Origin of the sequence: Pseudophaeobacter sp., assembly GCF_039971195.1 — a bacterium.
Classification (GTDB): Bacteria; Pseudomonadota; Alphaproteobacteria; order Rhodobacterales; family Rhodobacteraceae; genus Pseudophaeobacter.
On record NZ_JBDWPJ010000221.1, the window covers coordinates 1 to 21,690 of the forward strand.

The 21,690-nt window shown below is 61.9% G+C and carries 13 protein-coding genes; 4 read left to right on the forward strand and 9 right to left on the reverse strand.

The annotated features are described in order from the left end of the window. Window positions 1–183: 183 nt before the first annotated feature. Window positions 184–1,050: a 2-dehydro-3-deoxygalactonokinase gene (locus tag ABJP42_RS19165; RefSeq protein WP_348343296.1), complete on the reverse strand. Its 867-nt coding sequence runs from the start codon at window positions 1,048–1,050 to the stop codon at window positions 184–186. 639 nt (window positions 1,051–1,689) lie between these two features. Between ABJP42_RS19165 and ABJP42_RS19170 the strand changes: the two genes are divergently transcribed. The 3 genes from ABJP42_RS19170 (at window position 1,690) to ABJP42_RS19180 (ending at window position 5,064) form a co-directional block, all read left to right on the forward strand. Then, window positions 1,690–2,379: a sugar transferase gene (locus ABJP42_RS19170; protein WP_348343298.1), complete on the forward strand. Its 690-nt coding sequence runs from the start codon at window positions 1,690–1,692 to the stop codon at window positions 2,377–2,379. A gap of 213 nt (window positions 2,380–2,592) precedes the next feature. After that, window positions 2,593–3,627: a CpsD/CapB family tyrosine-protein kinase gene (locus tag ABJP42_RS19175; protein WP_348343300.1), complete on the forward strand. Its 1,035-nt coding sequence runs from the start codon at window positions 2,593–2,595 to the stop codon at window positions 3,625–3,627. A 150-nt stretch (window positions 3,628–3,777) separates the two neighbouring features. Beyond that, window positions 3,778–5,064, forward strand: coding sequence for a GumC domain-containing protein (locus ABJP42_RS19180; protein ID WP_348343302.1), 1,287 nt, complete (start codon window positions 3,778–3,780; stop codon window positions 5,062–5,064). A 27-nt stretch (window positions 5,065–5,091) separates the two neighbouring features. Here ABJP42_RS19180 and ABJP42_RS19185 read toward each other — a convergent pair whose 3' ends face one another. Further along, a complete protein-coding gene (locus ABJP42_RS19185; protein WP_348343304.1) occupies window positions 5,092–6,471 on the reverse strand; it encodes an oligosaccharide flippase family protein in 1,380 nt (459 codons plus the stop codon). Window positions 6,472–6,718: 247 nt separating this feature from the next. On the opposite strand from ABJP42_RS19185, the gene ABJP42_RS19190 reads away from it, so the two are divergent. Further along, entirely contained in the window at window positions 6,719–7,933 is a 1,215-nt protein-coding gene (locus ABJP42_RS19190) for a glycosyltransferase (RefSeq protein ID WP_348343306.1), read from the forward strand. A 117-nt stretch (window positions 7,934–8,050) separates the two neighbouring features. On the opposite strand, the gene ABJP42_RS19195 is transcribed toward ABJP42_RS19190, so the two are convergent. The 7 genes from ABJP42_RS19195 to ABJP42_RS19225 form a co-directional block, all read right to left on the reverse strand. Next, on the reverse strand, window positions 8,051–8,917 hold the full coding sequence (locus ABJP42_RS19195; RefSeq protein ID WP_348343308.1) for a glycosyltransferase family 2 protein: 867 nt from the start codon (window positions 8,915–8,917) through the stop codon (window positions 8,051–8,053). Further along, window positions 8,914–11,439 (reverse strand): hypothetical protein, encoded by a 2,526-nt coding sequence (locus ABJP42_RS19200; protein ID WP_348343309.1) that lies wholly within the window; start codon window positions 11,437–11,439, stop codon window positions 8,914–8,916. The genes ABJP42_RS19195 and ABJP42_RS19200 overlap by 4 nt, the downstream gene beginning before the upstream one ends. Then, a complete protein-coding gene (locus tag ABJP42_RS19205; protein ID WP_348343311.1) occupies window positions 11,436–12,392 on the reverse strand; it encodes a hypothetical protein in 957 nt (318 codons plus the stop codon). Before ABJP42_RS19205 ends, ABJP42_RS19200 begins: the two co-directional genes overlap by 4 nt. 4 nt (window positions 12,393–12,396) lie before the next feature. Then, entirely contained in the window at window positions 12,397–13,098 is a 702-nt protein-coding gene (locus ABJP42_RS19210; protein WP_348343313.1) for a 4'-phosphopantetheinyl transferase family protein, read from the reverse strand. Further along, the gene (locus ABJP42_RS19215; protein WP_348343315.1) at window positions 13,095–17,699 is read right to left on the reverse strand and encodes a MupA/Atu3671 family FMN-dependent luciferase-like monooxygenase; all 4,605 of its coding nucleotides are present in this window, start codon (window positions 17,697–17,699) and stop codon (window positions 13,095–13,097) included. Before ABJP42_RS19215 ends, ABJP42_RS19210 begins: the two co-directional genes overlap by 4 nt. Then, window positions 17,696–18,733: a glycosyltransferase family 2 protein gene (locus ABJP42_RS19220; RefSeq protein WP_348343317.1), complete on the reverse strand. Its 1,038-nt coding sequence runs from the start codon at window positions 18,731–18,733 to the stop codon at window positions 17,696–17,698. Before ABJP42_RS19220 ends, ABJP42_RS19215 begins: the two co-directional genes overlap by 4 nt. A 4-nt stretch (window positions 18,734–18,737) precedes the next feature. Continuing rightward, window positions 18,738–21,690: SDR family NAD(P)-dependent oxidoreductase (locus ABJP42_RS19225; RefSeq protein ID WP_348343319.1), on the reverse strand; the 2,953-nt coding region annotated here is incomplete at its 5' end.

Below are 21,690 nucleotides of genomic sequence, written 5' to 3' on the forward strand. Positions count from 1 at the left end.
CTGCCCCTCGTGCACCCCATAAGAGCAGTATCACTCCGCATAGACCCGCAAAGCCTAACCCCAGTTCCCAGCCATTGCGCGGCAGCGGAAGTGTGGCACTGCCCAAGAGAAGCACGGCTAGGAAAAGAATGATATCTTGTCTGTGCAACCCAAACACCTGCTGCCTGGCTGTTGAAATGCCAATCACCCCTTTGAGTCTGGCGTCGCCCCGTTCATCTGGCGCCAGCTTTGTACCAGGCCTTCGAGCGCCATCCGTTCGGGCTGGGCCTGGGTGACCGGCAGGCCCTGGGCGGCAAAACTGGCCAGATAGGGCGCGGCCAGCTGATCGGTGGCGATCATGGCCAGGTTCTGCCCCAGCCAATAGGGCCGCGCGGCTGCAAGCTCTGCCCCCAGAAGGCAGCCCCAGAGCCTGCCTGTGGCCTCAGGGCTGGCTCCGGTGAAGTGAACCGCGGCCGAGATCTCTGCCAGCCGCGAGGCCAGCCGCTCGGGGTGGGACATGGTATCGGCGGCGGCCTCGACCAGGGCGCTTTCAGACCAGGCCTGTTCCAGGCTCAGGCTTGAGGCCAATGCATCGTGCAGTCCTGTTGTCAGGGTGCTTTGAAAGCTCACCACCTCGGCGGCGCTCACCTGCACCCAGTGGGTCACGGCGCCGGGCAGGCAGATTACCCCGTCCCATTTTGGATTGAGCGCTAGAAAACCGGCAATCTGCGCAGAGCGACCCTGCATCAAGGCAAGAGGGTTTTGCTGGCCGAGACCGGGCAGGGCGTGGATCTGCCAGCCCTCTAAGTCATAACTCTTGGGTGTCAGATCAGCCGGTTTGCTGGGAATTTGTACGGAAGGGCGCGGGCCCAGACCGTCGGCAAGGACAGGATTGGTTTGAGCAGCGCCCAATTGAGTTAGGGCGTCAACCAGATCCAGCTCTGGGTCCGGGGCCCTGCGTGAAAAGCTACGAAGCTCGACCACTTGACTGGCCTTGAGGGTCCATAGGGTCAGCCTGTTATCCTCGATCAGGGCGGCGGTCCAGTCGGACGAGGAGTTTGAAGAGCGCATTGGACTGGACCTTTGTTGAGGGGCATAGCGGCGCAGTGCCGACAGCGCCCGGGGAGTAGCCTGTGTCATAGCGCTGCTGGGGGCGGGTTTCAAACCCTGCGATCAGGCTGGTCTATCGCAGGAGCAGCCCAAAGCCACCTCGGTGTGGCAGGCAAAGGCCACGGAATCAGGCTTTTTGGCGGCCTAAAAAAGGTAACGACTCCATGCATTCCTCCAAACCCAAAGATAGTCAGGGGCGTTTTGCGGGTATTGTTTCCACTTTTGGGTGCTCCGGGCCCTTTTTTGCCGTAATTCTTATACTTTAGTTATAATTCTTACCAAATTGACTAGATATATCCTTGTCACGGAATGCTGTAGCTTGAAACAGCCACGGGGTCATCTGACCCAGGCATTCTGCAGGGCCGAAACATGTGGGGGCATGGATCGGAAAACACCCGGCACGTGACACCGAGCCCGATCAGCTGCTGCGGCGGGCTTTAAGACAATTGATAGCGGATGATGCCGGGGCTTTACCGGTGGCTGAGGCTATGAGCGCATGGGGTGACGATGAGAGATTTCGTATCAAAAGGGACCGAGCAGACGCTGACCGTGTCTGGTTTTTCCTTGCCTTTGTCCACTGTTGCGGGCGCGCCGCCCCTGATGACAGTTGCCGTCCCTTCAAACGGGCCGGTTACAGCTCCGACAATCAGCCAGGCGATTGCTGCCGCAGGTGGTCGCAATAGCACCTACGGTGCCGCTGGAAAACGCATGCTGGATCTGTTCCTGATCCTGCTGGCACTGCCCGTTGTGCTGCCCATCGTGGGGATCGCGGCTTTACTGCTCTGGTTTGAGAGCGGCCTGCCAATCTACAGCCAAAAGCGTCTGGGCCAACACGGCAAGACCTTTCGGATTTTTAAATTGCGCACCATGGTACGTGACGCGGATGCGCGTTTGCAGGAGTGCCTGCGCAACGACCCAGCGATGCGCCGCGAATGGGACCGGACCCAAAAGCTGAAGAATGATCCGCGGATCACTCGGGTTGGTCGTGTCCTGCGCATGACTTCGCTGGATGAGCTGCCGCAGCTGTGGAACGTCGTCATCGGAGAGATGAGCCTGGTTGGCCCTCGCCCGATGATGCCGGATCAGCTGCCCCTGTATGGTGACGCCTCTGCCTATTTTGCGGTCAAGCCGGGCCTGACAGGGATCTGGCAGGTCTCGACCCGCAATGAGAGCAGCTTTGCCTCACGCTCCAAGGCTGATGCCGATTACCTGCGCCAGATGGGCCTGCAGCAGGATCTGACCCTGATTTGGCGCACCTTTGGTGTCGTGGCCAAGGGCACAGGTTACTAATCAGGCTACTAAGGAGCCTCCGATTGGCAATGGGCCGCTAGATCGTGCCCGCTGTCAAACCCACTGGATCTTAATCTCTTTGCCTTTGACTGCGGGCAGTCCATCGCAATACCCCGCAACCCAAGCACCACTGAAGAAAGCGGCGGGGAGTTGGGGTTGAAGGGGCCAAAGACCACGCAACCGCCCTATGGTATTATTGTCAGGAGATGACGCATGAAACACTTTGCTGTATCAGCCCCTGGCAATGGGCAAACTGGCGCGGATGCTCGCGCCACAGAAACCCGCGCTTTTGAAACGGACGGTGAGGACCGCATGACGCAGAAGGGCTTCAAAAGATTTCAGCGTCGCAAGACGCAGGCGGTTGATCAGGACACAGCCGCAGAGGTCACGGCGCCACAAGGTGCCAAACCTGCTGCTGCGCCGGCCAGACCTCGCCCCGCTGCCAAACCCGCCGCAACGCCGGTGCCGCCGCTTGAACTGGAGCAACCATCGCGGGTTGATATCGCCGAAGAACCAGAGATTTCCCTGCCCACGCGGTTTGATCCCTGGCGGCAAATGCCAGAAGTGCCCTTTGATTTCCTGGGGCAGAAACCCTCGCGCCTGCCTCTGGTCAGCGCCTTTCGCAGCTCGCCGACAGCACGGGCCTTTGATCTCTTGCGTACGCGCCTGTTGCATAGTCTCAAGGCCCATGGCTGGAAGCGGGTGGCAGTGACCAGCCCGGCAGCTGGCGGTGGGACCACTTTTTGCGCGGTCAATCTGGCGCTCAGCCTGGCTCGGGTGCACCAAAGCCGTACCCTGCTGATGGATATGAATTTCCGCAAACCAGGCCTTGCCTCCGCGTTGGGCATCGCTGCGCATGGTAATATGGCGGATTTCCTCGCCGGAGAGGTGCCGATTGGCCAGCATATGCAGCGCCTGTCTGATACCCTGGCCGTTGGAACCAACTGCGTGCCCGACCAGAATGCCTCTGAAATCCTGCATGACCGCCGCGCAGCGGATGTAATCTCTGATCTCATTGACGAGACTCTGGCTGACACGGTGCTGTTTGATCTGCCCCCCGTGCTTGAGCACGATGATGTCACCGCCTTTTTGCCGCAGGTCGATGGTGTCTTGCTGATCTCGGATGGGGACCAGACCACCGCGGCTGAGCTGGCCGCCTGCGAAAAGATGCTCGCAGGCCATGCGCCGCTGCTGGGCGTCGTGCTGAACCGGGCGCAACAGACCGACAAGACGCAAGTCACCCCCTAAAATCCGGCTTCGCACCTCCGGAAACCCTGTCCGAGCCACAGTTTTGCCCGGTTGCTGTGCTGTAAGAAGCGGTGAATACATCCGTTTGCTCTGGCCTGTTGCGCCTCTGGCAGGCAGGATCTGGGACGTGACGACAAAGAGAGCAGAGCCATGGGGCCGATTTTTTCGCTGGCAGATTTTTTTGACATGCTGCGCCGTCGCGCTGCTGTCATTCTCTATGTTACTGTTGTGGGATGCATTCTGTCGCTCTGGATGGCGCTTAGTCAGCAGCATATGTACCACAGCGCCGAGGTGATCCAGGTCACCCGGCCTACCATTGCTGATGATCTGGCCAAATCCACGGTCGAGGGCTCTTCGGCGCGGCGTATGCAGCTGATTGAACAGCGGCTGATGGCGCGCGGCACCCTGCTCGAGATCATCGAAAAATATGCGCTCTATGCGGATATGCCGGCCCTGACATCCACTGAAAAGGTCGTGATGCTGCGCAATGCAGTCAGCATTACCGGCGTGGCGGCAGTGCGGGAAGGTTTTGCCGATGACGGCACCATTTCGGTTCTGACCATTACCGCGATGATGCCGACGGCTGAGCAGGCGCAACTCGTGGCCAGCGAATTTGGCCGCCGCACCATTGAGCTGAGCGTCGCCAGCCGCATTGAACAGGCCCGCAAAACCCTGAGCTTCTTTGCTGAAACGGAAGCGGCCGTGGCCAGTCAGATCGCCGCCCTGGAGGACGAGATTTCTGATTTTCATGCCGCCAATGATGTGGCGCTGCCGGGAACGGTCGAATTCCGCCGTAACGAGGTTGCGGCCATCAATGAAAGCCTGCTGGATATTGCGCGCGAAAAAATCCTCATCCGCCGCGCCGCGGATCAGGCCAGCGCCACCGAACGTCCCGCTACGGCGCGGCGCATGCTGGCAGAGGCGCAGGAGCAGCTTGCGACGCTGGATGCGCAACACGATCTGTTGAGCGCGCGCAAGGCTGAACTGGAAGCGGCCTTGCAAACCACGCCCGAGGTGCAGCGGCAGCTGGGAGTCTATGCCCGGAGAATGCAATCCCTGCAGGGGGAATTGGAAACCGAATCTACCCACCGCAACGAGGCCGAGGTCGGCTTTCGTCTGGAAACCTCACGCCAGGGCGAACGCCTGACTGTGCTGGAGCCAGCCGGGCTGGCGGATTACCCCTCGACCTCTGCGCGCAAGAACAAGGCGTTGATGGGAGGGATGGCCAGTCTCTTGGTGGCCCTTGGTGTGGCTTTTGCCTTGGAACTGCGGGCCCCGGTGTTGCGCTCTGCCGCACAGATGGAGCGGGAAACCGGTCTGGCGCCAGTGGCCTCGATCCCGGTTCTCGATACCACGCCGCCGCGACGGGGGCTTGGCGGTTTGCTGCGCAGCTTGCGGCGGCTGTTGCCCCAGCGACTGGCGCGTCGCGGCTCCTGAAGGCAAGCGGGCTGTTTGCCGGGCTTCCTAGGGAGACAGGGTGATGACCATCGCGGTGATCCGCTCCAGATGCCAGACAGTTGCGCCAGCACCGATACCCAGAGCTAGCAGCGCAAACAGCAGATCATGGGCCGGGTCCCAGGCCTGGTGCTTGTGGGCCAGCCAGATCAGTACCGGATAGGCCACCAGCATCGATAGCCCCATGGCGAGAATGCCGCCCGGCAGGCCAAACCAGACCGTACCCAGAAGGAACAGAACTGTCTGCAACAGGGCGCGACTGGCGGTGAAGACAAAAAAGCCACGGCTGTCGCCCGCTGCCAGGGCGGCCTGATCATAGCTCATGGTGATCACCGCCGGCACCAGCGACAGCGAAATCATCACGATCATCGCTCCGGCTTGTTGATAGCGGGCATCATAGAGCAGATCGACCAGCCAGGGGCCAATCCAGGCCATCAAGAGCAGCATCGACAAGATTGTTGTGGTCAGCCCGGCGCGCAGCAGGCGTTGTTTGCGCCGGTTGGCAGGGTCAACTGAAACCGGTTTGTCCCGGTAGACCGGGATCATCAGCCGTTGGTTCACGGCATGGCCCAAAAGCATTGGAAAGCTGGCGAGGAAAAAGCCGATATTGTAGATGCCCAGCACCTCTAACGAGACAAATTTCCCCAGGATGGCGCGATCGCCCTGCGAGGTTAGAAACCAAAAGGCGGTGGATAGGAAGATCCATTTTCCAAAACGCACCAGTTCCTTGGCGGCTGCGGCTTCCCAACGGAAGTGGTTGCGCTGTCCCGGCAGGCCAAAATGGGTGAGGGCCAGTTTGGCCGTGGCCTGAATGACTCCACCCAGCACCAGCGCAATTACCGAGCCGCTCATCCAGGCCAAAACCACCATGGAGCCCACTCCGATCACCTGGGCGCCGAAGTCCAGCAGGGTGACGCGTCCGACCAGAAGGTGGCGATGGGCAGTCTCGATCCGGGTGGGGTTAAAACCGGCAATGGCCAGTCCAATGCCCGCAATTGGCAGGTAGTAGAGCAGCTCTGGCGCGGCGTAGAACCAGGCCATCGGCCAGGCCAGCAGCAATGTCATTGCCCAGAGGCAAAAACCGCGCAGCACCTGAATGCTCCAGGCGGTATTGAGGAAATCAGGATCATCGCCGCGGGCGTTCTGCGCAATCGACGGGCCAATCCCCACATCCGAGAACAGTGACAAGCCAACGGTGACCACCGTCACCAGCGCCATCAGACCAAAGGCCTCGGGAAAGAGCAGCCGCGCCAGCACCAGATTGGCGGCCAGTCGCAACGCTTGGCTGCCGCCATAGCCGATCATCAGCCAAGAGGCCGACCGCAGCACCCGCGCCATCAAGCCCTGACCGCCAAAGAGGTCAGTAAAACGGCGGCTTGTTTGCGTCATGTGATCTCCGGGTGGTCGGGAACTTTGGAGTAATTCTGCGCTAGGCTATGCAGCGGGCACAGGCGCGTCAATTGCAGCGCCGGTGCCGCCCCACTATTCCTTGGACTGCGGTCCGGTATTGCTGACAATCACCAGGCATTTGGACCATTGGAGTGGATATGACGACCGAGGCCAGCCAGCTCTAGGCAAGGGGGCCGAGAGCCGCTACCCTAGCCATGATCCGCAGGGCTAACTGGAGTATAGGCCTTTGAAAGTAGCTTATGTTCTGAACTCTTACCCGCAGCCTTCTCATAGTTTTATCCGCCGCGAAATCCAGGCCCTGGAACGTCAGGGGATCTCGGTGCTGCGGCTGGCGATGCGGCCGGGATCGGCGCCATTGGTGGATCCCGGCGATCAGGCAGAGGCAGGCAAGACGCAATATGTTCTGCAGGCCGGTGCCCTATCCCTGTTGGCGGCTTTGTTGCGGCTGGCCTTGGTAGCACCGTTGCGGGGGATGCGGGCGCTGGCATTGGCTGTCCGGTTGGGCCGGATGTCGCAGGTTGGGGTGTTGCGGCATCTGATCTATCTGGCAGAGGCGGCCCATGTGGTGTTGCGCTGTCGGGCCGAGGGCGTCGACCACCTGCATGCACATTTTGGCACCAATGCCACCACGGTGGCCCTGCTGGCCGAGGCTCTTGGCGGGCTGGGATATAGTTTCACCACTCATGGGCCAGAGGAGTTCGACGCGCCGCGGGCGCTGGCTCTGGGGGAAAAGGTCAACCGGGCGCGGTTTGCTGTTGCCATCAGCAGTTTTGGCAAAAGCCAACTCAGCCGCTGGGCCGATTTTGGCGCCTGGGAGCGGTTGAAGGTGGTGCATTGCGGTATTGAACCGGCAAAGTTTGAAGATCCCGCCCCCCTACCAGAGGCGCCGCTGCGCCTGGCTGCCATTGGCCGTTTTGTCGAACAAAAAGGCCAGATGGTGCTGGTGCGGGCCATGGGTGAGGTGGTGAAGACCCAGCCAGAGGTGCATCTGGCGCTGATTGGCGATGGCGAGATGCGGGCTGATCTGGAAGCGGCGATCGTAGCGGCTGGGCTACAGGGCAATATCACCCTCACAGGCTGGCTCTCGGAGGAGGGGGTGCGCGACGAGCTTGCGGCGGCCCATGCGCTGGTGATGCCGTCGTTCGCTGAAGGCTTGCCGATGGTGGTGATGGAGGCCATGGCGGCAGCGCGGCCGGTTCTGGCCACCTATATTGCTGGCACGCCCGAGCTGGTGCTGCCGGGCGAGACCGGCTGGTTGGTCCCCGCAGGTGATGCAGGGGTTCTGGCAGAGGCGATTGTCACAGTGGCAGAGACTCCTGATGATCGGTTGCATGCCATGGGGGTGGCGGGACGTATCAGGGTGTTGCAACGCCATGACAGTGATGTGGAAGCGGCCAAACTTGCCGCCCTGTTTCGCGCTGCCTGCCAGGGCGCGGCGTAGGATCCGAGAAAGGGGGGGGCTCCCGCCCGTCGGTAGATCCCTCTCGGGATCCCCTCCCGTTGGGCCCGGCGCCGCGCTGACGCGCGGCGATCTCGCGTCTGTTGCAACGGCTGCGGTTTACCTCCCACGTGTCCAGCGCTGCGCCGAGCGAAACAGCGACGATTTCACTGCCAGCGACACCAGAGCATAGGATGCAAAGCCAACAGGATCTTGGATCAACAGCCGCAACAGGTGTTTTGGCCCCAGCGGTGTTTTGTCTTCGTTCACCAGCAGTTCCGGATAGGACTTGGCCAGCTCTGTCACGCCAGCATTTTGCCTGCGGCGAACCCGTGTCAGATTGCGAAACCCCTCTACCATTGGCCAGGAATATGACGCTGGCAGCTTGACCCGCTCGGTCGGGGCAAAGGAGAGCCGTGCGAACATGTCATCGGCGATGATATCCGGCCATTTCTGCCAGCGCGCCCGTCCGGTTCGGTTCATTGCAAAGAGGCCAAAGCCGGGGGTGCCGTTTTGCACGAAAGGCAGCTGCATCCAGAACCTGCCATAGGCCCGGGTGAGGGCGCTTTGGGCCGGGGCGAGATGCGGAGTGCCGCTGGCATAGCGGGGTTCAGAACAAGAGAGGGCAGAAGTGATCTGGTCAATGAGGTCTGGCGCTACCAGAACATCGGCATCCAGATAGATCAGCACCGCTCCTCTGGCTACGGCATCGCCTGCGTTCAGGGCTTTGAGCTTGTTGCCCTCGGGCAGGTCGAGCACGGAGCAGTGCCACCCCGGCGGCACCGGCATGGCAGCGGCAATCCGGGCAGTGTCATCAGTGCAGCCATTGGTGAGCACCAGAACCTCGCCCTGTATTCCCGCCGGCAAGGGATCTGAGGCAAACAGGGCTGCTAGGCAGGTCTCGATGTAATCGGCCTCATTGTGGGCCGGGATCAGCACGCTCACCAGCGGTGCTTGGGCGCGATCTGGGTCCTGCGGCCTGCTCATTTCACCGCTTCCAAGGCCGACCAGCGGGGGTTTTGATCCTCAAGGCTGCGCAGGGCGCCCCAGCTGCCCCATTTTCCGGGTACGGCCACATCGGCATAGGCGCCAAACAGGCTGCCGCCGAGGTCTTGCCAGCCCTGCAACAGAGTCTCATAAAGCGCGCCCATTTCGGCGGTGTAGTTGAAATGGGTAAAGAACCCGGTGAGCACGGCGTCCTCGGTGATCGGGCCAATGCCCACCACATGGCTGCCGCCCTCATACATGATCAGGTCCAGCCCGTGTTGAGCCGCCACGGATTTATGATAGGGCAGCACGCGTCCCAATAGATCACTCAGCGTGTCATTAGTATCGCCGGTGACTAGACCATCCATCAGTTCGGTGGCGGCCTGGACACTGGCCACATCATATTGATGCGCGGCGAAGAACTGATCTGCCGCGTCGCCGCGCAACCCCTGGGCCGCTGCGGCCTCGCGGGCGCGCAGCTGGCTGTCGGCGATCCAGGCGCGCAGGATCGGCGCGCGGTCCTTCAGGCCGAGAATGCCGCCAAAATACCCGGTCACCGCATAGGCATCAAAATAGCGGGCGGGGATCTCGCGATCAGCGGCCTCGGCCATCCAGAGCGGCGCAGTCAGCACCTGCTCTTCCAGTCCCAGCCAGCCGGTCTGGCTGGAAATCACTCGCACCAGGCGCTCGGGTGCCGCCGCGCCGAAGACTTCGGTCCAGATAAGTGAAACCTCGGCGGCGCGGCCACCGTAGAATTGCATCCACAAATCCCGCCCGCCCCAGCGCGCCTGCGCCTGTTCATCGGCCCAGGTGGCTTGATGAAACTGCCAGTTCCAGACCTCGTTGGAGTATTCCACATAGGCCTTCAGATCAAAATCCAAGCCCTCTTCAACTGCGCGGGCAAAGTTGCGGATATAGCTATCGTCAGCCCTATGCGGCATCGAGAACCAGGCGTCCGCCCCCAGCTGATTGGCCAGCGTAAGCAGGATCTCCAGTGGCACGCCGTGACGGGCCCAACTGTAATCGCTGATCCGGGGGCGCTCTTCCCATCCCACTAGGATGGAATCATTGGTCTCCATCCAGTCCATGAAACGCAGCACTGCAAACCCGTCGAGCAGTTCCAGCCAGTCCGGATTAAACACCTCGCCCGCGGCATGGCGCTGCAGATGGTCTTCTTTCACCACGGTGATATTGCGCGGATGGTCGCCAGCGCTGATACGCTGCAGCCTGATCTCAACTGGGCCGGGGCCTGGGGTGAAATCAAACGAGACTTTGCCCTTGCCGTAGCGCTGATTTTGCGCTCGGCCTGAGACTTCAATGATGCCCTCACCGTCAAAGCGCAGCACATAGCGCCCCGCAAGCGAGAGAGCTTCAGTCGGCAGATCGGTGAGGATTACGGTGCCAATTGAACCCAGCTCGGGCGGCAGGGCTGTGGGCCATCCCTGGTCATCGAGATAACCAGCTGTCGCGAGGTCGTCTTCTGTGGCGCCGCCCCATTGGCCGGGCAAATGGCCTACCCAGGGGCGCGCGGTTTTGAATTGATCCAGGAAGGGTGCCTGCGGGCTCCAGTCCGCCACCGGCATCAGGTTCATCGCGATGGGCTGGCGGGCAAGGGGGGGGCTGGTGAGTGTTTGGGTGGGCAATTGGTCCGGCACCGGGCCATTCAGCCGGGCAAGCCCGGGTTCGGCCGGGGGGGCGGGCGGATCTTCTGGCAGAGCGGTGGATTGGCTGGCTTCGCCATTGGCAGCGGCCCAGGCAAGCTCTTGCAGGCGCTGCGCCAGTGGTTGCGACGGCGCGGTAAAGCTCTTTCCCCAGCGATCCTGAAGTTCATGCGGCAACCCGTGTGGATCCTGCCCGGTCAGAACCGCGTATTGTACCAGGGCGAGATAGTAGAACCCGATGTCATTGGGGTGGATGTCGTCGGAAAACACCTGCGAGATCTGGCGTAAACCGGGCACGGTGCCAGCTTGTATCGCATCATCCAGCCGCGCCATGGCCTGGCCGGCGGGCAGCAATATTACAGAGCCATTGGTGGCGGTGTTGACCTCATCGACAAGGGCCTGCCAGCGCGGTAGATCCTGTTCCAGCCGATCGCGCCAGGGCGTGGCGGCCCCCTCATCAAAGGGCACCTCTAGGCCGGTACCGCTGTTGAGGCTGTGCCAGGTTTCCTGCAGGTAGAAACGGACCTCCGGGTTGGCAGCGCGGGCCAGCTCATAAAACTGGGTGACCGCCTGTTCGGAATGGCTCCACTTCAGGTGATTGGCCAGCGGGATCGCCTCGGTGACGATCACCGCATTCACCGGTGCGGTCAGCCTGTTGCGAGCATTGATGCCCTCGGCGCTGTCGGCATGCTGCCAGTTGTAGCTGAGCGGTGCGCCATTGATGATCTGGGCCTCGACCTTTGGCGCAGCAGCGGTACCGGGCTGTTCGCCCAGCAATTGCTGCAGCATCACCGGGTTGTCGGGGCCAAACAGTGAATGCCCCACCATCACCACCGAAGTGATCAGCGCCTCTAGGTTCATGATCCATCTCCGGCTTGGGCAGCTTCGGCAATCCCGCTGCGCGGATGGGCCAGAACCCTGTCCCAGACGATCTGTTGCACCCGTTGTGCCGCATCAGACAGTAGGCTGTTGGCCGGGCTGCCATCAGCGCGGGTAAGCCGATGCGGCAGGCCAACAGGGGACTTCTGATACAGCACGGCATAGTGAGTGAGCGCCACGACATAGGCGCCAAAATCATTGAAGTGGATCATGTCCTGCGCGCCGTCTGGGGTTTGGGCAAAGAAATCATAGCGCGAGTTCAGCCCGTCAATCTCGCCGGTTTCGGCAGCCTGTACGACAGCCGCCAGTACCTGGCCTGCCGGGATCAGATAGGCCGGACGATCAGGCGCGGCCCGGCTGTCTTGACCGCTAAGCCCCTGTAGCCAGAGCGCCTCGAGATCTTCAGCGATACGGGTTTCCCAACCCGCAGGGTCATCCAAATGATGCCAGGTTTCATAGAGATAAAGGCGGGTCGCAGGTGTGCCGCTGCGGGCCAGATCGGCCCAGCGGTGAAAATAGTCGGCACCGTCAAAGTAACGAATGGCATCGCGCAACTCGACCATCTCGGTCAGCACCACTGCATCGAAATCACCAGAGCCGATAGCCTCGCGGGCCTCGCGAAAGGTCGGGGCGGTATTTGTGGTTTCAAAGTCAAGGATCGCCAGATCCGGCTCCCAATGTTGTTTCAGATTGGTGCCGGACCCAAGCTGACTGTTCCAGCGATGCCCCTCTGGCGCCAGTTGCGCCAGCATATGTGGCATATCCGGTCCGACCAACGAATGGCCCAGATGAAATACCCGCAGAGCCTCACCCGGCGGGGTCAGCACCGGTACAGGCGGCAGCGGTGGCGCAGGCCAGAGCCATCGCCCCAGCCCCCCAAACGCCCCAAGGGCAATCAGTGCAGGCACGGCAAATATCCAGCGGCGTGTTTTCATCGGCTTAACTCCGCAGCTCGGCAGTGGTGACGATGAGCCCGGCCCCGATGGCAAAGCGCCCACCGATGCACTCCCCTGCAGCAAAGGGTGGCTGGTCAGCGCAGAACCGGGCCGAGAACCGGCGCTCAGCGGTGTCGACCGTAAGCTCCATTCCTTCAAAGCCATAGAAGCGCTCACTCAGCGTATACTGGCATTTGTAGGCGGCCTCCTTGGCGGAGAAAATCAGCTTGGCCATCTGGCCGGGATCCCCCTGCGCCCGCAGCCAGTCCTGTTCGCGGTCAGAACAAATTGCGGGCCAGAGGTCCGTCGCCAGCGGTTTGTCCTCTTCCACATCAATACCAAGCGCACGGACTTCCCCCTGATGGGCCAGCACGGCCATGGCGCAGCTGCGGGTATGGGTAATGGAGCCGACAATCCCCTGCGGCCAGACCGGCGCCCGGTTTTCCCCGACGGGGATGGCCTGAACTGGCAGACCCAGCTGCCGCATCGCCTGATGTGCAGCCGCCCGCCCGGCGGCAAATTCATTGCGCCGCTTGGGCACGGCGGTGGGCGTCAAGCAGGCGACTTCCTCGGCCAAAGGCGCTGCCGGATTGCCCAACGGGTTACTCACCGCCAAGGCAATATCATCGCCAAAGAGCGGCCGCACCAGACTGTGTCGCACCTGTGTAAGCCGCTCCCTTTCCAAAGTTGAAGTCTCTGCCGTCATCCTGCCCGTGCTTTGCGGTTTGCCCGCATTGCCCGCCGTTTCGACATGGTGTCGGATTTGGCGGCCTGCGCGGCCTCGTCTTGAGCCGGATCATCGGGCTTTGTGCCCTGGCCTGCAAGCGCTTCGATATGGGAGGCCAGACCCGCAAGAGTTGGGAAGCGGAAGATATCGGTGATCGACAGTTTCGGCACCTCAAGCGCGGCGCGAATATCACGGTGCGATTGCACCGCCAGCAAGGAATGACCACCCAGGGCAAAGAAATTATCCTGCGCGCCGATGCCTTCAACGCCAAGAATACGCGACCAGACCTTGGCGATTTCGGCCTGCACCCCGGCGCTGAGCGGCACAGCGGCCGCAGCCTCGGGCGCGCTTTTGGCAGCTACCGGCTTGGGCGCGGGCAGGGCCTTGCGGTCGATCTTTTTGTTGGGTGTCAGCGGGAAGGCCTCTAGCGCCACCAGATGGGAGGGCACCATAACGGCAGCCAGATGCCGGGTCAGCTCGGCCCGAATGGCCTCTAGGTCGGCAGGCGCGTCGCGGCCTTGGGTGACATAGCCCACCAGCTGGGCATCCTCTCCCATCTGGCGTTCCACCACCACGGCGCCAGTGACATTGGGCTGGCTGGCCAGGGCGGCTTCGATCTCGCCCAGTTCAATGCGCTGGCCACGGATTTTCACCTGATGATCGGTACGACCCAGGAAGGCCAGCTGGCCCTTGGCGCTCCTGCGCACCAGATCACCGGTGCGATAGAGTGTTCCAGTGGCAAAGGGAAGCTGCACAAAGCGTTCTGCGGTCAGGGTGTCGCGTTGCCAGTAGCCAGATGTGACGCCGGTGCCACCAATATAAAGCTCACCTGCGGCGCCCATGGGCACCGGGCGCTGGGCCTCGTCCAGCACATAGACCTGGGTATTGGCCAGCGGCGTGCCGATCTCGGCGACGCCAGCCACGCCAGTCGCTGGCCCTGTCAGGCTGCTGGAGGTCGACCAGATGGTGGTTTCGGTGGGGCCGTACATATTGTGCAGCTGTGCCGGTGTGGCCTCGTGCAGGGCGCCCACCAAATCACCGGGCAGGGCCTCGCCGCCGACCAGCAGATGTTTCAGGCGCCCCATGACCATGCGGGCCTCGTCGTCCTGCACCAGCATCCGCGCCATCGAAGGGGTGCACTGCATATGGCTGACCCCGTGGCGCATCATCTGCGCGCTTAAGGAAAAGTCATCTGCGGCCAGTTCCTGCGGGGTATTGGCGCGTTTCAGCACCTCAGCCAGAGGCTTCAGCCCTTCCAACACCACATCCGGCGCGATGCCATAGTCGATGAGGCAGGCGATTTCATCGACGCCAATGCGTTTCAGCTCTTCGGTACGCGCCAGGGCATCGTCAACAGTGCCAAACAGTCCGGAGTCTTCAAAGTAGCGCTCAAAGGCGAATTCCAGAATGGCTTCGAGCTCTTCGGCGCTCAGCGCATCCAGCTGCATGTCAAAGGCGTTGTTGACCCCCTTGGGGCGTTTGAAGGCGGGGAAGGCCCAGGCGTATTGCTTGATCAGCCCGGCGGCAGAGCGCAGGTAGTCCTTCATTGGTTCGCGGGCGATGCGGCGGGACTCTTCGCGGGTCTCAGCCAGATAGCTGTGCAGCATCAGGGTGACCTTGAACTCTGCCGGGTCATGGCCAGCCGCGCGCAGGGCATCGTGATAGATGCGGATCTTGCCGCCGACTTCCTCGATGCTTTGTCCCAAAAGATGGGTCAGGACATTGGCGCCGATCTCGCCGGCTTCGCGCCAGGTGTCGGGATTGCCCGCCGTGGTGACCCAGACCGGCAGCTCCTTGGAGACCGGGCGCGGTTGGGTAATGACGCTATGCATGGAGCCATCCTTGCGGGGGAACTCCACCTCTTCGCCGCGCCAGAGCCTGCGCAGGGTCTCGATACACTCATACATCGCTGGTTTGTTGGCGGGCGGCGTGTTTTCCGGGCGCAGCACAAAATCATCCGGCTGCCAGCCTGCCGCGATGCCCAGACCGGCACGGCCATTGGTGAGGTTGTCGATCACTGACCATTCTTCGGCCACACGGGCCGGGTGGTGCAGGGGGGCGACGCAGGAACCTGCCCGCACGCTGAGGTTACTGGTGACCGCCGCCACAGCTGCGCCGGTCACCGAAGGGTTGGGGTAGGGGCCACCAAAGGCATGGAAATGCCGCTCTGGCGTCCAGACCGCGTTGAACCCATTGGCATCGGCAAACTTGGCGCCTTCCAGCAGCAGGTGGTATTTGCGCGGACCGGGACCATCGTCATTGCCCCAGTAGAACAGGTTGAAATCCATCCGCCGATCAGAGATCGCGATGGGCCCATTGGAGAGCTCAAGGCGGCTTTCATCGCTGGACAATACCAGTTTGAAGCCGCGTGACAGGGTCCAGAACAGCTCCAGCACCGAGATGTCAAACGACAACGAGGTTACCGCCAGCCAGGCATCCCCTGGTTTGTGCGGGATGCGGGCATCCATGGCGGCAAAGAAATTGGCCACATTATCCTGACGCACCATGACGCCCTTTGGGGTGCCGGTCGAACCAGAGGTATAGATCACATAGGCCAGATCTGCGCCTGTGGCACCGCTGCTGACATTTGCCGCCGTGGCATCCGACAGGGATGTGCCATCGACGGTGATGATCTTGGCCGAGGTGGCGGGCAGATCTGCGCGCAGCGCCTCCTGCGTGAGCACCACACTGGCCTGGCTGTCTGAGAGGTAATGCGCGATGCGGTCCTGCGGGTAGGCAGGGTCCAGCGGCACATAGGCGCCGCCGGCCTTGAGCACCGCCAGAGCGCCAACCATCAAATCCGCAGAGCGTTTGATATAGACCCCAACATGGGCGCCGGGCTTGACGCCAATCTGTTGCAATTGCGCCGCCAGCGCATTGGCGCGAGCGTTGAGCGCGGCATAGCTGTAGCTTTCGCCTTCAAACACCAGGGCTGTGGCCTCGGGGGTGCGGGCGACCTGCGTCTCGAATGCCGCCTGAATCGTTGTCTCAGCAGGCAGATCGCAGGCGGTTTGGTTCCAATCCTCAAGAACCTCGCGGCGTTCGGCATCTGGCAGGATGGGCAGGTCTGACAGGGGACTGTCGCCATGCGATGCGATGACACCCAGCAAAAGCTCGAGTCGCGCGGCGAGCAGCTCCGCAACCCGAGGTTCCAGCCGGGAGTCATCCACATGCAGCGCCAAGGCGCCCTCAACCAGCGAAACGGTGGCGATACAGCCTGGCAGAGCCGCATCCCGGTCCGCTGAAAACCCGATTTGAGGCATGGGCTGCGCTGAAATCTCAGGCGCGCGCGCCACCAGATCACGGGCAAAACCGCCAAATTTGCGGGCCTTTTCCAGCTCAACCCTTACCGCAGCCGTCAAAAGGCTGACAGAGGCATTTCGCGTCACAGAGAGAGGAACCCACTCTGAAATCAACTGTGTGGAAATTTCCGATTGCGGCGTGGCAAAGGCAATATCGGCCTGCTCCTCGCCAGTGCTGAGCAGTGCCCAGGCCAGGGTGGCGCTCAGCACCTGTTCCTCAGTCAGTTCTTTTGGCAGGGTCAGCGCATGACGGCTGATGCCGCTGGCCTTGGTTTGCTGGGCCAAAGGTACCGCAATGGGCTGCATCCGGGCCAGGGCTCGTCGCCAATGGGCCTCGCCTCTCTGGCTCTGGGCCAGGGCTGCGGTCAGTTCGCCAGCCGCCTCTGCATCCAGGGCGGGCAGGCTGCTGCCTGTAGTAAACAACGCTGGCAGATCGACCACACTGCCGGAGAGATCGGTGATATCTTCCAGTGCAACAGCGCCGTCACTTGTGGCCACGATCACAACTGCACCGGTGACAGAGAGCACCGTGCCGGCAAGGCCTGATCCTTCAGTCGGGCTGGCCTTGCCAACCGCCAGAATCTGATCCGCCATGCGCAGTTTGGGGCAACACAGAGGGTTCCAATAGCCACCAAAATCCAACCCGCGCACCAGGCGGCTCAGACTTTGGGCAGAGGCGCTGAAATCCAGAAGGGCACCGGCTGCGGGGCGGTGATCCTTGGCAAAATAGCTGCGTGCCGACAGATCCTGTGGCTGGCGCTGTAGATCATTGGCGCTCAACTGCTCCAATACCTCGCCAAAGCTGTCCATGGCAGCGGCATAGCATTTGGAGTTGAGACTAAAGGCGGTTTCATCTTCGGCAATGTCGAACAGGCGCTGGGCAAGAATATCGCCCTCGTCAATGCCACCCGCCATCATATGCCAGGTGATGCCGTGCTGCGCCTCGCCCGCCATCAGCGCCCAGTTTGGCGTATTCAGACCCGCATAGCGCGGCAGCGGCCCATCGTGGAAGTTCACCGCACCCTTGCGGGCTAGCTCCAGAACAGGCTCGGGGATCACCCGCAGGTTGGCGATGGACAGGAGCCAGTCAAACCCCTCTGTGGTGGGAAGGTCACCGGGCCGATCCAGCAGGGTGAGGCCCTTGTCCCGCCCCCAGGCGCGAATGTCACTGTCGGTCGAGACCACAGCCGTGATGGTGTGACCCTGGGCCAGCACCGCTTCGGCACAGCCGATCAAAAGGGATTCATTGCCGATGACAACACAGGAAAAATGGCTCATTTGAGATCCTCCGAAACCGGGGAGTGAAGGCGCGTTTCACGAATTGATGGGTCTGTTGATGGGACAGTTGGTGGGCTGGGCCGGGCGGATGGCATAAGCGCATGGGCCACGAGGTCCCGCAGAAAGTGATTGGGATCGGCCTGGGGCTTGCCCTGGATCAGGCGGCGCAGCCCATATAGGCCGGTGCCTGCAATCCGCGCCAGCGTCGCCAGCGCCGCATAGGCGCGGCCATGGGATTTGGCAAAATAGTGGCTGCGGGACTGAAACCAATAGGTGGGCGTGCGGTCCCAGTCCTTCATGCCGGTCGAGGCCGACCCCAGATGTGTCACCTGGCTTTGGGGCACATAGTGGGTGCGCCATCCGGCCTTAGCGGCGCGGCGGCACAGATCGGTTTCCTCGAAATACAAAAAGAATGTCTCGTCAAAGCCGCCGACCTCTTCGATCACCGGGCGACGGATCATCAGGCTGGCACCGGCGGTCCAATCAACCTGAGTCTCGGCCTCGGGCATCTCCATCGCCACCACCCAGGGGGCGAGCAGCCGGGTAAAGGCACCGGTGCGGGCGGCCATTTCAAATTCACCTGCGATCGAAGGGAAGCGAAAGGCAGTACGATGGGGCGTAGCATCGGTGCCCTGCACAAAGGACCCCGCCAGCCCGGCACCGGGGTGATCGGCAAGGAAATCACGCAGGCTGCGGATGGTCTGGCCCTGCACAAAGGCATCTGAATTCAGCAGATAGTAGTAGTCAGGTGCAGAACCATCCGACAGGCCAGCGGCAAAGCCGATGTTCATGCCAGCGCCAAAGCCGCCATTGACCAGCGATTGCTGCAGCCTGATTTTGCGGCTGCTCTGCCAGCCCCGCTGTTCGGCGCCTGCCTGCAATTTCTCCCAGGAGCCGTCGCCGGAGCCATTGTCAATCACCAGAACCTCACCACAAAGGTCCTCCATCTCGGCGAGCGCTGCCTCGGCGGCCTTGAGGGTCATCTCGGGGGTGCGGTAGTTCAGAATAATGGTGAGGATGCTGCCTGTGCTCATAGGATCACTCCGCCGCCCGCGCATAGGAATTCTGCGGGATCGGCCCGGCCTCGGCAGGGGCAGTGGCAGTTGGTTGCAGTTTTAGGCGTGGCTTCAGAGCGGCCGCAAGACTGCTGACATTGGGCACCAACACCATGCTGTCATGATCTCCGGGCACCTCGATCACCTCCAGGCTCGGGGCCCATTGGCTCCAGTCATTATCGGCAAAGACATATTCGCGCTCTTGGCTGACCCATTTGCCGCCCGAGACCTGCCAATGCTGGTCCAATGGCGGGCGCAGAAGCGTCAGCGGACCTTTCCAGGGGTGCAGCGCATAGGCCTCAACCGCCTGGCGGAAGGCCAGTTCGATCTTGCGGTTGTTGAAGGCCGGTGCCGTGCCGGTTTCCGCCGGGGCCTGACGGCGCTTGGTCACTTCCCAGAGGATGCGGTTCTTGGCCCATTCCAGTAGATAGCCCGCTCCCTTGCGACGCAGCTCCTGCAGTTTGATCAGCGCCTTGTCGATACCCGTCAGGCTGGGGCGCACCGGTAGCGGAGTGTCCAGCAAGACCAAGGCTGCGACTTCTTCGCCCATCACCTGCAATTGCTGGGCCATCTCATAGGCGGTGATGCCACCACCAGAGAAACCGCCCAGCAGATAGGGGCCCTGGGACTGGATCTGTTTGATCTCGGCCAGATAGTCCTGTGCAGCTTCTTCGATGGTGAGATGCGGTTCTGCGCCGCCAATCAATCCACGGGCCTGCAATCCGTAAACAGGCCTGTCACCGCCCAGTTCCAACGCCAGATGCCGCAGGTTCAGGACATTGCCAAACATGCCCGCCACCACAAAGAAAGGGGGGGCGCCTGTATCAGCGCCAGCATGCAGTTGCACCAGATGCGTATAGTTTGCCGGGGCGTCGCCAATTACTGTGGTACCTGTGTCAGCACAATCTTCGGTGCTGCCCACGCCGCGCTGGCTCAGCAGGGTCGCCAGAGAGGCAACACTTGGGGCCTCAAACAGGGTGGCCAGGGGCAGATCGACGTCAAACTGGCGTTTGATCTGGGCAAAGAGCCGCACCGCGATCAGGGAGTGGCCACCAAGGTCAAAGAAACTGTCCGCCACACCCACCTGCGAGACCCCGAGCAGGCTTTGGAACAGCGCGGCCAGCTGTTCCTCCAGCGGGGTCGAGGGCGCGATGTAATCTGTATCCAGTTGAGGCCGCTCAAAGCTTTGGCTCTCCTCGGTACCTGCGCCCGAAACACTTTGCGCTGTTTGTTCGATCAGCGCTGGCAGATCCAGGGAGGAGACAACAACCTGCGCCCGCCCGGTGGCGAGGGCGCGGGTCAGCGCCTCGGGGCCTTCTTCGGCGCGGATGCCATTGGCGATATTGATCTGCAGGCGGCGTTCATCCTCTGACAGCGGTTGCTGCGCGGCACTTGCGGCAAGCCCCAGCGCCTCGGCGCTGATGTCGGCTGTGTCTAGGCTTGGCGTGGCGTCAAAACCCGCAACAAGCCGGGTCATCTGGAAACCGGAAATCTCGACCAGAACGCGGCCTTCGGGATCGGTGAGGGTGATGTCAAAGCGGGCGTTTTCAGCATTGGCTCCGGCTGCGAGCCGCATATGGCTGCAGATCTCCAGCGTCAAAGGCGCAAAGACGCGCAGGCTGTGATAGCCCAGTGGCACCCAAAGATCAGAGCCATCATAGCCCGGCACCAGCGCAATGGCCCAGCCGGTGGCCAGATCCATCAGGCCGGGATGCAGCAGGCAATTGTCCTGTTGCGCTGCCTTGGCCAGATGCAGGCGGGCGAGACCTTCCGCGCTGCCAAAAGCAGCCTGTTTCAACACCTGCCAGCGCGGACCAAAATCCAGATGCGCCTCTTGCGGGGAATGCAACACCCCATGTGCAGGCGCTTTTTTTACCGCAGGGCAGCGGGCTTGGATGGTCTTGAGGTCCAGCGGTGGTGGCACCGCGACCTCTGGCAGCAGGGTCACTTCGGCCTCGCAGCTCAAAGCATATCCACCTTCGGGCAAGGCGCTGTGGCAAGCAAAGCTATAGCCCGCTTCCTGGGCGGTGAGACGCAGAACCATCTCGCGCGGGGCTGCAGGATCCACCACCAGGGGGCGCAGGAAGTAGAGATCGCTGATTTCAAAGGGGGCTTCAAAACCCTGCGCGGTGAGGGCCTCTGCTACCCATTCGATATAGCCGGTGCCAGGCACCAGCGCGGTGCCCGTTTTGGTGCGGTGTTCATCCAACAGCCAGCTTTGCTGGGCATCCAGCATGGAGGCAAAGATCGCATTGCCAAATGCGTCAAACCCCTGGGTTTCGAGCAGAGGCTGGGCGCAGCTTTCACGTGGGCTTGGGGCAGCGGTGCCCTGACGGGCTGCCATGGCTTCGGCGGCCATGCCGGTGTCGGCCCAGACACCCCAGTCAATGGCCGTGACGCGGGTCTTGTCATCTCGGCGATGCGCCGCATAGGCGTTCAGATATTCATTTGCCGCGACATAGTCGATCTGCCCCGCAGGCCGCGTCACGGTAGAGGAGGAGGAAAACAGCACCATCAGATCCAAGGCACCATCCGGGAACAGATCGTGCAACACCCGCAGGCCGGTGAGTTTGGGGGCCAGAACCCGCGCGATCTGTTCATCACTCTTGGCCAGAATTGGCCCGTCTTCGATATGGCCGGCACCGTGGATCACCCCGTTGAGGCTGCCAAACTCGGCCTCGGCTTGGGCGAGCACCGTGCGCATCTCGGCACTGTTGCAGACATCTGCCGCCAACGGCAGAAGGCTGCCCTTGCCGATCTCTTCCAGCTCCTGCACCGCGCGGATGCGCTGGGCGATGCGATTGGCCGGACTGTGGCTGTCCAGATAGCGGGGCCAGTCGGCCCGCGCAGGCAGGCCTTCGCGGGAGACCAGCACCACCTTGGCCTCATAGTGGCGCATCAGATGCGCCGCCGGGGCGAGGCCGGTGCCGCCATAG

What these genes read in the sequence shown, in the direction of transcription:
- ABJP42_RS19165 (WP_348343296.1), bottom strand. Translation starts at nt 1,050, where the DNA reads ATGCGCTCTTCAAACTCCTCGTCCGACTGGACCGCCGCCCTGATCGAG.
- ABJP42_RS19170 (WP_348343298.1), top strand. Translation starts at nt 1,690, where the DNA reads ATGACAGTTGCCGTCCCTTCAAACGGGCCGGTTACAGCTCCGACAATC.
- ABJP42_RS19175 (WP_348343300.1), top strand. Translation starts at nt 2,593, where the DNA reads ATGAAACACTTTGCTGTATCAGCCCCTGGCAATGGGCAAACTGGCGCG.
- ABJP42_RS19180 (WP_348343302.1), top strand. Translation starts at nt 3,778, where the DNA reads ATGGGGCCGATTTTTTCGCTGGCAGATTTTTTTGACATGCTGCGCCGT.
- ABJP42_RS19185 (WP_348343304.1), bottom strand. Translation starts at nt 6,471, where the DNA reads ATGACGCAAACAAGCCGCCGTTTTACTGACCTCTTTGGCGGTCAGGGC.
- ABJP42_RS19195 (WP_348343308.1), bottom strand. Translation starts at nt 8,917, where the DNA reads ATGAGCAGGCCGCAGGACCCAGATCGCGCCCAAGCACCGCTGGTGAGC.
- ABJP42_RS19200 (WP_348343309.1), bottom strand. Translation starts at nt 11,439, where the DNA reads ATGAACCTAGAGGCGCTGATCACTTCGGTGGTGATGGTGGGGCATTCA.
- ABJP42_RS19205 (WP_348343311.1), bottom strand. Translation starts at nt 12,392, where the DNA reads ATGAAAACACGCCGCTGGATATTTGCCGTGCCTGCACTGATTGCCCTT.
- ABJP42_RS19210 (WP_348343313.1), bottom strand. Translation starts at nt 13,098, where the DNA reads ATGACGGCAGAGACTTCAACTTTGGAAAGGGAGCGGCTTACACAGGTG.
- ABJP42_RS19215 (WP_348343315.1), bottom strand. Translation starts at nt 17,699, where the DNA reads ATGAGCCATTTTTCCTGTGTTGTCATCGGCAATGAATCCCTTTTGATC.
- ABJP42_RS19220 (WP_348343317.1), bottom strand. Translation starts at nt 18,733, where the DNA reads ATGAGCACAGGCAGCATCCTCACCATTATTCTGAACTACCGCACCCCC.